Raw genomic sequence first — 12,901 nt, forward strand, 5'->3', positions numbered from 1 at the left:
GTCTCGATCGCTGCCAACACCACCTATGTCGCGTCCTATCACACAAACGGCGCGTATGCAGCCACCAGCAACTTCTTCACCAACGCGCTCACGAGCGGAGCCCTGACGGCGCCATCCAGCGCTACGTCAGGCGGCAATGGCGTCTATGCTTATGGAGGAACGAACTCGGCCGGACTCTTCCCAACCAACACCTTCAGCTCCTCCAACTACTACGCCGATGTGGTGTTTCAACCTCAGCTCGCAGCGTGAGTTCGCCGATTGAGCCAATCAGCTTCTACGCGCGCAGCGCCGATGTTGGTGAGCCCTGGTCGCACCACTCAGGAGAGGCGCGTGACATCAACGATGATTCGGTTGTGGTTGTCCGGGTCGACCAGGACGGGTAATTCGCACCCGGCGGTGGTGCGCTTTTCGCGGCGTTGGGAACTGCTGAAGGACATGCGGGTCACCGCTTGCCAACCCTGCCCACCGTTCGGGTGGTTCACCCAGAGGACGATGTCCCACGTCCCGCCTGGTGCACTGCTCGGTCCCACCTCGTGCGCGGACAACACTTTCGCCGTGGCCGGCACGAGCCCGAGGGCAGCGGCGCCGCCGGAAAGCGCGATCTCTGTCTGCTGCGGAGTGAGGCCGTTGACCAGCGTCGGCAACGACGCGGCATGCTCCACCTCCCGCCAGACGCGGGGAAACGCGTGATGGCCGGGCGCGTCAGCCAGCCGCTCGCTGAGTTGCCGGGCGCGTAAAGTCTCGGCGAGCCTTTCGGCGGCCTCTGGCCCGGTCGGCACCTGATCCCATTCGATCCTGAACCGGTTCGGATCGGCCAAGTCCACGGTGACGGGGAGCACCGCCCCAGGGCGGGGCCACTTCGGCTTAGGTACCTCGTAGCTGCTGTACTGCACCGCAGTCGCCGCGAGGCGCTCCGCGGTGATCACCCCGTCAATGTCGCACTTGGGACAGAGAATCGCCTCGCCAGCCGCGTCGGGGAACGGCGAACAGGCCACGACCTGCAACTGTCCGCCCACCGGGTTCGTGATCCGCACCCGCTTGCCCTCACTGAACCAACCCATCAACGTTCCCTCCAACAAACGGGCATGTCACGTCCGCTACATCGGATCGAAAGCGCGGATCGGCGGCAGATTGCCGTTGAACCGCTCCACCTCGACAGTCGTGAGCTGGCCGGTGCAGCCTTGCGCGAAGGATGAGGTGCCGATGTCGCGGGTGGGCACATTCGGATTGCCGTGAACGCAGAGCGGTGTCTCTTCCTCCGGATCCATCGGGTCGTACCACGCGCCGGTCGGTAGCTGGACAACACCGGGAGCGATGCCGTCGGTGATGTGCACCGCGGCAAGGCAGGCCCCGCATAAGGCCTGACTTCGAGTCCAGCCTCGCTGTGACGCGCCGAGAACATGCCCCAGTGCGAGGTGTGTGGCTTGAAGCCGTCCGACCGATCGAGGCCGGGATCGGGGTAGCCAATCGTATCGTTCATCGCGTCTTCCTTATGCCCCGGTCGGGCCGTTCCCGTCGCAATTTGCCGGCAAGTATACTGATCCACGCCCCAATGTCGTCGAGATCAGGGCCGACGGAAGCGCTACGATATCTCATCCAATCCTTCGCATGAGGCAGTTCATGAACCCATAGCAGGTTCAGCTCTTGCGCGCTTATGCTAAGGCCATGGCGGCATGACCGCCATCGGCATGAGCACCTTCATCTGTTCCAGCGATCATCTAGCTGGGGCCGTCCGACCCAGGCCCTGTTGAGACATCGGGTTGCCCAGTCGAGTTGCGGCTTTCCTTGTAGTCGCGCTTGCGCTTCCTGGTAGGGACCGACGTACCGAAGGCGAGTCGGTATTTTGGGATAGATGCGTCGTATGCGTGCAAACGCACGTTCGGCGGCTTTCCGGTCACGCTCGTGAGAGGTAAATCCGAAGCCCACGCGCAATCGGTCTGGCAGCAGATGGGCAGTCAGGGCCTGGTACCACTGCGGCGGCCGCAACCATGGCCGTGCGCCGGCAAAGATCTGTCCCGCCAGCTCGCGTGCGGTGGCGCTGACGGACAATGTATCCGATTGCATCATGCTTGTGCTGTAGGCAGCGAATGAAGCCCAATCCGCCGGTAGGTTGGTAGACGTCAGCCCGAACAACGCCCCAAACAGCCGGCTTTCGGCCCAATACCGCTCACGCTCTTCGACCGTGAGGGGAGGCAAGATCAGGTCGTGTACGATGAGAGCGCTCTCGACGAGCGTCGCGTGAACCCAGCGCAACGCTGCGACCTCGTTGGCGCAGTAGATTGAGCCACTCTCGAAGGGACCGATTGCTTCGGGCAAGCGGCCGACGATCGTGGCATGGCGGCGGTGGAGGTACCTTGCAGCAGCAAGGGCGCTGTCGAGTGAGCCGAACACCATTGTAAACATAACGTCAAAGGTCCGATGAAAGCGACCGATCGGATCCGCAAAGGTCCGCGAGTGCTCGGCCACGGCCGCGGCAATCCAGGGATGCGCCAGTTGAAGGAGCAACGCACGACCGGCGCCCAGGAAGATGACGGCCTCCCTGTCGATCCTCCATGTCATCGAGGCCGGACCAAAAATGCCCTCGACCGATCCGGCGGCCCGCGCCCGGAGGAATTCAAGAGCAGCCTCCAGGTCGTTCTCGGAGACCAAATGCGCACCTTTCAAAGCGAGCGTGGATAGGCTTATTCCACCCGTTCTGTGCAGTCTACCGCAATTCAGTAAGTCGAGGCCGCGTAGGCGCTGTCGCATTGCGGGATTTCCTTCCGCTCGAAACACGGCGGCTCGGAATTTCGTCATGCCACACGAAGCAAGGCTGCGATTTGCTGAACCGAGCGGTCGCCCGTTCGCTGAAGAAACAGCCGACGTAAAACGCGCGATCTTTCATCGTTCCCCTCGAGGGCGTATTGTTTCGATCGGCCGAGCTCAATCTGCGGCGCGCGCGTTCAGAAGATCTGTTTCGTCGATCCGAGCAACTATCGAAACCAACACGAGGAACGCTCATGACCGACACAAGGCTGAAACATTACGGTTGGGGGCGCGAAGGCGAAGGCATGAGCGAAGAGGAACGGAAGTTTGTCCTCGGCCGCTATCATGTCAAATTTGGAACTGACGAATTCGACACGGTCGCTGTTCCGGGCCTTGAAGAGCTCTCCTTGCGGGAGCCGCGCATAGTGCCGGCGCCCTCCCTCGCGCCCTTCTGCACGAGCGAACGTTACGATCGTGCCGCGCACACCTATGGCAAGTCCTATCCGGATTACGTTAGAGCAATGCTTGGCAATTACGATAGTGCGCCCGACGTCGTGGCCTATCCGCGTAACGAGTCGGAGATTTCCGCTGTGATGGACTGGGCGGGATCTGTTGGCGCTTCGCTGACACCTTTTGGAGGCGGATCGAGCGTGTGCGGCGGCGTCGAGCCGCGGGTTGACGGCATCAAGCACAAGGCTGCCGTCAGCCTCGATCTGCGCAATCTTTCCAAAGTCATCGAAGTGGATTCGTTATCGCGCGTCGCTTCGATCGAAGCTGGCGCCTATGGTCCGTTCCTGGAAAACCAGCTCAAGCCCCACAACTTCACCTTACGGCATTTTCCGCAGAGCTTCGAATACTCAACTCTGGGCGGCTGGATTGCGACACGATCGGGCGGCCATTTCGCCAGTCTTCATACCCATATCGACGATTTCGTCGAAAGCCTGCGCGTTGTGACGCCCGCTGGCGTGCTGGAGACGCGCAGACTTCCCGGCTCGGGTGCCGGACCGAGTCCCGACCGCATGTTCATTGGCTCGGAAGGGATTCTGGGGGTGATTTCGCGTGCCTGGATGCGATTGCAGCCCCGTCCAAAGTTCCGCGCTGGCGCATCGGTTCGCTTTCCCTCTTTCTTCGATGCCGCGTGCGCTGTGCGTGCGGTCGCGCAAGGCGGCCTCTATCCATCCAATTGCCGGATCCTGGACCCGCAGGAGGCCCTCAACACGGGGGCGGCTGACGGCAGCGCTGCAATCATGGTGCTCGCATTCGAATCGGGCGATCATCCTTTGGACGCCTGGTTCGCGCGTGCACTTGAGTGCTGCGCCGACCACCGCGGGACGCCGGAGCCCGCGACAGCCAGGGACGCGCATCTCCAAGGGGCGGCAGGCATCTGGCGCAACGCGTTTATTCGGATGCCCTATGCGCGCGAATTTCTGACGCCGGCGGGTCTCATCAACGATACGTTCGAGAGCGCCATCACCTGGGATCGGTTCGAAAGCTTTCACGACAAGGTCAAAACAGCAACCGAATGCGCGATTCTGGAAGCAACTGGGATCAAGGGTGAAGTCACCTGCCGCTTCACCCACGTCTACCCGGACGGTCCCGCGCCCTATTTCTCCTTCCACGCGCGCGGTCGCCACGGCGCGCTTCTCGAACAGTGGCAGGCCATCAAGAACGCGGCGAGCGACGCGCTGATCACGGCGGGCGGCACCATCACCCATCATCATGCCGTTGGTCGCGATCATAGACCCTGGTACGACCGACAGCGGCCAGCGCTCTTCGCCGCCGCATTGCGGGCAGCCAAGCGCGAATTGGATCCCCAAGGCATGCTCAATCCGGGCGTCCTGATTGATGCCTAAAGCGTGATGACTTTTCTTCGAATCGTCATCCTCTCTCATCGGCTCCCCACCTTGCCGGATCAAGCGCTCAAGCGTTTCGCGCGCAGTGGAACCGAACCGCACGCGAAAAGGTCCAAATGTCATGGGGCCAAACTACTTGCCCATCCGTTCGACCTTGCCTTTCTCCTTCACGTTCATTTCCTTCACCGTCGGATCGCGGCTGCCTTCGCCGGTGGTTTGGGTTCGCGTGGCTTTCGGCGCATTGCTTGGTACAGAGCTCTGATCCTTCGGCGTTTTTGCCGGCCGTGTAGCAGTGGCCGGCGGCGGGTTAGTCTGAGCGCTCGCAGCTTGCGCGCCCAAAAGAAAGGCGCCCGACAGTAGCGATAGCGCGAGCGCCGCTGAAATCTGTTTCATCGGTCCGTCTCCTGTCCAGACCGATGAAACGGTTGTTGCGAAGTTACGTTCCGCCTCACACTTCCAATTGCTTGCCGATCGGCAACGCCCGGATGCGCTTGCCGGTCGCGGCGAAGATCGCGTTGATCAGCGCCGGCGCGAACGGCGGCACGCCGGGTTCGCCGACACCGCTCGGCGGCGTATCGGGGCTGGCGGGCGGCACGATGTAGACGTTGGTGACCGCAGGCGATTCGTCGATCCGGATCACCGGGAAGTCGTCGTAATTGCCCTGCTGCACCCTGCCGTTCTTGAAGGTGATCTCGCCATGTTTGGCGAGGCTCATCCCCATGATCGCGGCGCCCTCGATCTGCGACTGGATGCGCTCGGGATTGACGTAGGTGCCGCAGTCGATGGCGGTATCGACCCGTGGCACCGTCAACTTGCCCTTGTCGTCGACAGCCACCTCAACGATGGTCGCGATATAGCTGACGAAGCTGCGGTGCGCCGCAATACCAAGGCCGTGGCCCTTGGGCACCTGCCGTCCCCAACCGCCCTTGTCGGCGACCAGCTCGACCACCTTGCGCAGCCGCGCGGTGTCGATCGGATAGCTGTCATAGGGCTCGCCATAGTTCCATAAATCCTTCACCGAGGTGAGGTTGAGGATCCGCGGCGCACCGATCAGCTCCAGCAGCATGTCCTTCGGGTCGCGGTTGGTGGCTTGGGCGATTTCGGCGACCATCGACTGCACCGCGAAGGCGCGCGGGACGTTTGACACCGAACGGAACCAGCCGATGCGGCTGTGCGCGGCCGCTTCCGGGTTCTCGCACTGGATGTTGGCGATCTCGAAGGGCATGTCGACCAGCCCCATGCCGAGCTCGAACGGCGCCTGGTGCACTGTGCCGGCCGCAAAGGTCGAGGCGATGCTTGGCGCGACGCTGCGATGCCGCCAGGCGATCACCTTGCCGCTCTTGTCGAGGCCCGCCTCGATGCGCTCCACGGAGACGGTGTGCAGGAAGCCGTTGCGGATATCGTCCTCCCGCGTCCACTGCACCTTGACCGGCGCGCCGAGCTCTTTCGAGAGCAGCGCGGCTTCGAGCGCGTAATCGCACTTCGACTTGCGCCCGAATCCGCCGCCGAGCAGGGTGACGTTGACGGTCACGTTCTCCTCGGGGATGCCGAGCGTCTTGGCGACGTCCTCGCGCGTTCCGCCCGGGCTCTGCACGGGGGCCCAGACTTCCGCCTTGTCACCCTTGACGTTGGCGACCGCGACCGGCGTCTCCATGGCGACATGGGCAAGATGGGGCAAATAGTACTCGCCCACGATCACCTTGTCGGCGCCTTTCAGCGTGGCTTCGGCGTCACCTTCCTTGCGTACGACGAGGCCGGGCTTGCGCGCCGCTTCCTCAAGCTCGGCCCGATAGGCGACCGAGTCATATTTGGCGTTGGCGCCGTCCTCCCAGGTGATCTTCAGCGCGTCGCGGCCCTTGATCGCCGCGCCGGTGTTGCGGGCGATCACGGCGACCCCGCCGAGCGGCTGGAATTTCGAGGGCCACGGCCATCCCTTCACTTCCATCACCTTCTCGACGCCGGAAACCTTCATCGCCTCCGCGCCGTCGAACGAGGCCACCTTGCCGCCAGTCACCGGCGGGCGGGCGATCACGGCATATTTCATGCCGGGCAACCGCACGTCGGCGCCGTATTGGGCCTTGCCCGTCGTGATGTCGTGGAGGTCGACGATGCTGATCTCGCCCTTGCCCAGGTAACGAAAATCCTTGGGATCCTTCAGCTTCAGGCCTTCAACGCTCGGCACCGACTCCTTGGCCGCATCGGCGGCCAATTCGCCAAAGCCGAGCTTGCGTCCGCTCGCGCTGTGGACGACTTCGTGATTGACGGCCTTTACCTCGGCTGCCGGCACGCCCCAACGTTTTGCGGCGGCCTGCTCGAGCATAGTGCGGGCCGAGGCGCCGATCTGGCGCATCGGGATCAGATAGTGCCGCGTGCTACGCGAGCCGTCGGTATCCTGGTTGCCGAACTTGACTTCGTCGCCGTGCGCCTGCTGGACGCGAACGCGCGACCAGTCGGCTTCCAGCTCTTCGGCGACGATCATGGGCAGGCTGGTGCGCACGCCGGTTCCCATCTCGGCACGGTGCGCGACGATCGTGACCATTCCATCCGGCGCGATCGAGACGAAGACGCGCGGGTCGACCACAGTACCGTGCGGCATCTTCCCCGCGCCGGTCTCGTAGGCAAAGCTCGGCCGCATCATGACCGGTGCGGCGAGCACGAACCCGCCGGCCAGCCCCAAGGTCTTCAGGATGCTGCGCCGCGAAATGTTCTGAACTTTGATGTGCTTCTCGAAACCGCGAAGCTTGTTGGGATTGGTGAGGATATTCATGTCACACTCCCGTCGATGCGAGATGGACCGCGTTTTCGATCCGCTGGTAGCAGCCGCAGCGGCAGATGTTGCCGGACATGGCTTCGCGGATCTGGTCGTGCGAAGGCTTTGGATTGTCCATCAACAACGCCGCCGCCTGCATAATTTGGCCGGTCTGGCAAAAGCCGCATTGCGGCACGTTGAGCTGCCGCCAGGCCTTCTGCACCGGGTGGTCGCCGGTCGGGTGCAGGCCCTCGATGGTGGTGACCTCGCGGCCGCCGACGTCGGACACGGAGGTGATGCAGGCGCGCACGGCCTGCTTGTCGACGATGACGGTGCATGAGCCGCACAGCGCCTGGCCACAGCCGAACTTGGTGCCGGTCAGCCCGACCTCGTCACGGATGAACCAGAGTAGCGAAAGATCGGGATCGCCATCCCAGTTCTGTTCCTGGCCATTAATCTTCACCTTGATCATGATCGTCTCTCCCTCTTCAGACGGAGCCGTCATGAGCGTCTCCTCGAGGTGAGCGAGAACATCTATCCTGGGATATCCCCTCGTATGGCCTCAGGCAAAACTGACCTCGCTGAGAAACCGCAGACTGCACCGTAGGATCTGGTTGATTGTCAGTGTCGGCCCATCCTCCTGTTTTGATTTCGCTTTGTTCAAGGTATGGACTGATGGAAGTCTAGCACAAAGCGCGACCGAATAGGATTCCCAACGCCTTGTTTGCCTTTGTATTTTAGCGAGGGCTGCCTGCTCGGACGGCGTGCTTTTGGTCAAGAGCCCTTACGCAGTGGTCCTCACGAGACGGTTTTTTTTCGAAGAGCTGTATGCGGCTATAAAGATCGACGTATCCTATTTGTGGATGTATTCCGGGCGCTGACAGCTTTTTCCTTCGTCGTGAAGCCGCGCATTTTCAGCGTCTGAATTGGCGGCGTTTCATTCTAAACCAAGCATGCAATGTGGGCTTCGCGGCTGGAGGAGTTGGGAATAGGTGTGACTCTGCGATAGTCGCATTGTGCGCCTACCCTTGCCGCGTTCGAGGGACGCTTCGGATATGCCTACAACGACGATCGGGCTCGCTGTCACGTTAGCTTTCTCGCTGGTTGCCTTCACAATGCCAACGTCGGTTTGGGCAGCCAGTCCGACGTTGACGGTGTCAGCCGATGGCGGCGTCCGTATCTTCGATCGGGACGCGCTGCTTGCCCGCACGGATGTCGTCGAAATCACCACCTCGCGTGATGTCGCATACCGTACTCCTCGGACGTATCGAGCCGTGGCGCTCTCGAAGTTACTTGAAGGAGTTCCCATTCCGCCCGATGCGGTGGTGGAAGCGGCGGCACAAGACGGCTTCGTGACCCAACTTCCTCGCGATCTGGTCTATGCTAGTGACGGCGTCATCGGGTACTTGGCAATCGAGGTCGCCGACACGCCGTGGCCGCCAATTCCAGGTAAGGAAAAGAGCGCAGGCCCCTTCTATATCGTATGGCTCGGCGATCAAGCGTCATCCGTCCCAATCATGAAGTGGCCTTACCAAGTTGTCAGTCTGTCGGTGCAGGATGCGCCAGCCAAGCGGTGGCCCACGCTCGCGGTTGATCCCACGCTCCCTGCGCTCCATCCGGCACGAGACGGCCAAACCATCTTCGTGAACAAGTGCTTCACATGCCATACGATGAACCAGGCCGGATCGGCGTCCGCGGGCCCCGATCTGAATTTGCCGATGAACCCGACGGAGTACTTCACCGATGCCGGTTTGCGCGCGCTGATCCGAGATCCGCGCTCGGTTCGGGTTTGGCCCGAGCAGCGGATGCCCGGGTTTGCCGAAAAGGACCTGAGCGATGAGGAACTCGAGCTGATCTTGGCATATTTGAGTCACATGGCGCATAGGAAGAGCCGAGCAACGGAGGGCGGAAGCGGCAAACGCTAAATCGTAAAGCTCGATTACGGTTGGCGACGAGTGAGGATGATGCCGACGTCGAGGCGCCTCACTGTGCAATTGGACCTGGAGTCTGATCAGGAGGTCACGATGAAAATTGACAGCACCACATTCGGCGCGATTACGATTGAGGGAACGACCTATCAGTACGATGTGGTCGTTCGTCTTTCCGGCGAAGTTGTAAAGCGGAAAAAGAAGCTATCAAAGAACCTCTATGGTACCTCGCACGTGCTTTCAAAAGACGAGGCAAAGTTTCTCTTCGAGAAAGGGTGCAACCAGGTCGTCATTGGTTCCGGTCAGATGGGCAACGTGCACCTGTCACCGCAAGCTGAAGCCTATTTCGAAAGGAAGGGCTGCGAGGTGCTGTTGAGGCCGACACCCGAGGCGATCCGGATGTTCAACCGGTCGCACGCCAGGAGGATCGGGCTCTTTCACGTGACCTGTTGAACGAAATTGCCCGGTGAAGCTGTGCATCTACGTTGGATCGGCCGGTTCGGCGCGCCGCTTATTGCTTTTGTTTTGACCATTGCGCCGTCATTTTCGCCGGCGCACGCCGTTGAGGATGCTCGCAAGGTGAGCGTCGTGTCCTTCGGCCTTTTCGGCGATCAGGGCGTGTTTAGAAACGAGGCAATCGGTGCAGCACGGATCGTAGCGGGCCGTTTCGGGAGCGGCCCGGTCAACGTGCAATACAATTGGAAGAAGGGCGGAGGTGCAACGATTGAAGGGCTGGCTAGGTCCCTGCAGGCAGCGGCCAATGGGATGGACGCCGAGAACGACGTTCTGTTCTTGATTCTCACCTCGCACGGCTCCCCCGACGGGCTTGCAGTCAAAGCGGGGCGGCTTACGCAAACGCTCACGCCGTCCAATCTCGCTGGCATGCTGGCGCGGACCGGTATGCGATACAAGGTGGTGGTCATCTCGGCCTGCTATTCCGGGCTCTTTATCCCTCGTCTCGCGAACCCCGATACGTTGGTCATCACCGCGGCCGATGCCGACCATCCATCGTTCGGCTGCCGGGACAAAGCCAAGTGGACCTATTTCGGCGACGCCTTTTTCAATGTCGCAATCCGGCAGGCTAAACGCCTGAAGGACGCCTTTGTTGTGGCGCGCTCGCTCGTCAAAAGGCGAGAACTGCGCGAGCACTTCGAGCCGTCGAATCCCCTCATGGCAGGCGGCGAAAACGTCCAGCCGTTGCTCGTTGCGCGTCCCTGACTCTTGGGCGCGCCGTTCGTGAAGCGTTCTGTGGGTGGGGGACCGTTGGTAGCGGGGGAGCGAATCGTACGGTTCCCCACCCAATTTGAGCCTTTGTTTTCAAAGGTTTATCGAGCGGCCTGACTGCCCGCACGTCGGGCCGCCCGGGTCTAGGAGCCAGGCACCCTTTTCGCCGTCTCGGCAGCGTTCCAATCGCTGAGCGCCTCGTTTGTCAGATGGGCTTCGACAAGTTCCCGCCAAGAGTGCCCCACCTGACGCCACTTCTCCTTTCGGGCAGGAAGGTTGTTCAGCATTCGTTGAGCGTTGAGAGCGAACCGGGCGGCCTCTGAGTTCGGGTCGCGTGTCGCCTCCGCAATCGTCTCACGGAACAATTCCTCCGAAAGCTTCCAACCGGAGTCGGTGAATCTACCCTCCGCAAAATATTCAAAGCAGGCTCGAAACCTTACGGCGCGGCCTACGGCCCTGTATGAGGGAAGGTGCGGTTCACTTAGCCACTGCTTCACTGCCTGGAGTTGCTCTGGCCCACCGAGCGCCAGAACGCCGTCGGTTTCAAACAACAAGTATGCGGCGCAGCCAGCGACTTCACTTTGTATTTCCGAATCCTGCTTTTCTAACCAACCGACGATTGCTTCCAATGGCGACATGGGACTTTCCTTTCTTCTAAAAAATGGCCGCTTTACTCCGTAGTTCTCATGCAGCTTTCAAAACCAAGGCCTCCGCTGGCGCATGCCAAGATAAGGCTCAACGAGCGGATCGAACTCTTTGTAAAACGCCTGTATCTTGTCGAAGTATTTCCGTCGCCTCTGGATGGCTTCCGAGCGCTCCTGCCCCTGCATGTCGCCATACGTCTCATCTGCTTCGTGGAAGTAGGCTAGTGTTGTGTTTAGCTCAGTGAGATAGCTGTTCACTTTGCTACCAAAAAGAAACTTCGCACCGTCTGCTGCCCGCCAATACTCAAAATGTTGTTCATTCGGAAGCTTGCCACTGCTCACCACTGATCCGATTACAGCTCGAATTTCCGAGTAGACTTTCATGCGGCGCTCAAACAAGTCGAGCACGACTTTTTGGTGGGCCGTTCGCCACTGCAAGACCGCGATTACAATCGCAAGCAACGCTATCGCAGGCGTCGCCAAGGCTTGAGAATACTGCACCCAAATCGGCATCATAATGCCCATTCACTGACGTAAGGGCACAGCGGAAAAGATGATCCTTTGCTCGGGATTCGGAATGCCAACATCCGCGAGAAGCACGGCAAACGCGTCGTAAATCCCTGCCGGGAACTTGGTCGGACCAATAATCACACGTTCAACAAAATCGGATGGAGCAAGTCCGTACAAACCCTCTTCAGGAAAGTCCCTGAGAGGCAATCTGCAAATCGACTGAGGAATACCGTTTATCGATTCAATGGACGATGTGATGCGCTCCGATCTTGCGAAGCGCGGCGAGTAGATTACTCGCCATTCTCGTTCTTCGTGGAAACCTGGATGCTTCGTGCAAAGTATCGCGTACCGTAACGCGGCGAACATGTTCGCTTGAACTTGCTGATCGCCAAGAGACTGCAAAAAATCGCGGTTATCTTCTACGTTGGATAGAATCTGCGCAAGTGCGTCCTCCACTTGACCGTTGTGGAAGTAGGCCACAGGACTGGTATTAGCCCTCAGCGCGTTCGACGGCCGTAGAAGTGGCCCGCCGTTTACGACCAGCGCCACGCCTGCCCCACCGCCGTATGCTCGCCACATGGACAGACGTCCGTGTTGGTCCTCTGAGGGATCATGCTCCGACAAGCAAGTAATGTAGCTGTCCATTCTGAAGTGCGGCAACCAGCTATTGAAGATCGCCTCAAGGCGTTCGCAGAAGCCAGGAAACATGCCGTCAAAAACTGCTTGCATCCGTTGCTTGTTTTTCTTGTAGCTTTCGTTGAGGCCGTCAAAGCCGTGCTCCACCTCTCGATAGTCGTTCATCAGGTGAGACTTGCGCATCCATATCTCGCCATTACGCAAAATCCTCATCGCGGTGTCGGCACTGGTATAATAGACGAACCGCTGATTCCGACGCTGCGCTTCGAGTGTCTTACCGAGCGCGTACGGGTGGAAAATTCCATAGGCGCGAAATTGCTCTTCGCTGATCTGAAGCTCGTTGCTCAACTAGTTTGCTCCTAAAGGGGACTCTTGGCTTGCAAGAACATAGTGAGAACTCATCGGTTTCAGCTAACACGGAATCGATTCAATGTCCAAGACAACTCCGTCCTTCCCACAATCAGACGTGGAGTGGCTGGATACCGCCGCCGATCAGTCATTGCTATTTGCGGCGGTGGCGCGCGTGAAGCTGTGGAGGCGCTGTTGATCGGGGGCGAATTTTTAGAGCGGGAGATGGAAGCGCAGGTATCGCGCGGGTACATTCGAGGGCGG

General features: G+C 60.2%; 13 protein-coding genes and 1 pseudogene. 5 read left to right on the plus strand and 9 right to left on the minus strand.

Annotated features, from left to right (window positions below; genetic code table 11):
• A partial coding sequence (locus OZ411_RS28610) for a DUF4082 domain-containing protein (RefSeq protein WP_282530647.1) occupies window positions 1–249 on the plus strand: 249 nt, incomplete at its 5' end.
• Between the two features lie 68 nt (window positions 250–317).
• Here OZ411_RS28610 and OZ411_RS28615 read toward each other — a convergent pair.
• The 3 genes and pseudogenes from OZ411_RS28615 to OZ411_RS28625 form a co-directional block, all read right to left on the minus strand.
• On the minus strand, window positions 318–1,061 hold the full coding sequence (locus OZ411_RS28615; RefSeq protein ID WP_282530648.1) for a hypothetical protein: 744 nt from the start codon (window positions 1,059–1,061) through the stop codon (window positions 318–320).
• A gap of 36 nt (window positions 1,062–1,097) precedes the next feature.
• Window positions 1,098–1,352 (minus strand): annotated as a pseudogene (locus tag OZ411_RS28620) (molybdopterin dinucleotide binding domain-containing protein); the annotation flags it as partial.
• Window positions 1,353–1,698: 346 nt separating this feature from the next.
• Window positions 1,699–2,649 carry an oxygenase MpaB family protein gene (locus tag OZ411_RS28625; RefSeq protein WP_282530649.1) on the minus strand — a complete coding sequence of 317 codons (951 nt, stop codon included), beginning with the start codon at window positions 2,647–2,649 and terminating at the stop codon, window positions 1,699–1,701.
• A gap of 350 nt (window positions 2,650–2,999) precedes the next feature.
• Between OZ411_RS28625 and OZ411_RS28630 the strand changes: the two genes are divergently transcribed.
• Window positions 3,000–4,598 (plus strand): FAD-binding oxidoreductase, encoded by a 1,599-nt coding sequence (locus tag OZ411_RS28630; protein ID WP_282530650.1) that lies wholly within the window; start codon window positions 3,000–3,002, stop codon window positions 4,596–4,598.
• 132 nt (window positions 4,599–4,730) lie between these two features.
• Here the strand turns inward: OZ411_RS28630 and OZ411_RS28635 are convergent, their stop codons facing one another.
• From OZ411_RS28635 to OZ411_RS28645, 3 genes are read right to left on the minus strand one after another with little or no spacing between them, the layout of a single operon-like run.
• Window positions 4,731–4,991, minus strand: a complete 261-nt coding sequence (locus OZ411_RS28635; RefSeq protein ID WP_282530651.1) for a hypothetical protein — start codon at window positions 4,989–4,991, stop codon at window positions 4,731–4,733.
• A gap of 55 nt (window positions 4,992–5,046) precedes the next feature.
• Window positions 5,047–7,365, minus strand: coding sequence for a molybdopterin cofactor-binding domain-containing protein (locus tag OZ411_RS28640; protein WP_282530652.1), 2,319 nt, complete (start codon window positions 7,363–7,365; stop codon window positions 5,047–5,049).
• 1 nt (window position 7,366) lies between these two features.
• Window positions 7,367–7,819, minus strand: coding sequence for a (2Fe-2S)-binding protein (locus OZ411_RS28645; protein ID WP_282530701.1), 453 nt, complete (start codon window positions 7,817–7,819; stop codon window positions 7,367–7,369).
• A 583-nt stretch (window positions 7,820–8,402) separates the two neighbouring features.
• Here OZ411_RS28645 and OZ411_RS28650 point away from each other — a divergent pair.
• From OZ411_RS28650 to OZ411_RS28660, 3 genes are all read left to right on the plus strand, one after another.
• Window positions 8,403–9,272 carry a cytochrome c gene (locus tag OZ411_RS28650; protein ID WP_282530653.1) on the plus strand — a complete coding sequence of 290 codons (870 nt, stop codon included), beginning with the start codon at window positions 8,403–8,405 and terminating at the stop codon, window positions 9,270–9,272.
• 99 nt (window positions 9,273–9,371) lie between these two features.
• The gene (locus tag OZ411_RS28655; protein ID WP_282530654.1) at window positions 9,372–9,728 is read left to right on the plus strand and encodes an MTH938/NDUFAF3 family protein; all 357 of its coding nucleotides are present in this window, start codon (window positions 9,372–9,374) and stop codon (window positions 9,726–9,728) included.
• Between the two features lie 6 nt (window positions 9,729–9,734).
• Entirely contained in the window at window positions 9,735–10,493 is a 759-nt protein-coding gene (locus OZ411_RS28660) for a C13 family peptidase (RefSeq protein ID WP_282530655.1), read from the plus strand.
• A 149-nt stretch (window positions 10,494–10,642) separates the two neighbouring features.
• On the opposite strand, the gene OZ411_RS28665 is transcribed toward OZ411_RS28660, so the two are convergent.
• The 3 genes from OZ411_RS28665 to OZ411_RS28675 are packed head-to-tail and all read right to left on the minus strand — an operon-like array spanning window position 10,643 to window position 12,637.
• Window positions 10,643–11,137 (minus strand): hypothetical protein, encoded by a 495-nt coding sequence (locus OZ411_RS28665; RefSeq protein ID WP_282530656.1) that lies wholly within the window; start codon window positions 11,135–11,137, stop codon window positions 10,643–10,645.
• A 57-nt stretch (window positions 11,138–11,194) separates the two neighbouring features.
• Entirely contained in the window at window positions 11,195–11,659 is a 465-nt protein-coding gene (locus tag OZ411_RS28670; protein WP_282530657.1) for a hypothetical protein, read from the minus strand.
• A 9-nt stretch (window positions 11,660–11,668) separates the two neighbouring features.
• The gene (locus OZ411_RS28675) at window positions 11,669–12,637 is read right to left on the minus strand and encodes a DUF2971 domain-containing protein (RefSeq protein WP_282530658.1); all 969 of its coding nucleotides are present in this window, start codon (window positions 12,635–12,637) and stop codon (window positions 11,669–11,671) included.
• Window positions 12,638–12,901: the final 264 nt, after the last annotated feature.

Origin of the sequence: Bradyrhizobium sp. Arg237L (assembly GCF_029990105.1) — a bacterium.
GTDB lineage: Bacteria > Pseudomonadota > Alphaproteobacteria > Rhizobiales > Xanthobacteraceae > Bradyrhizobium.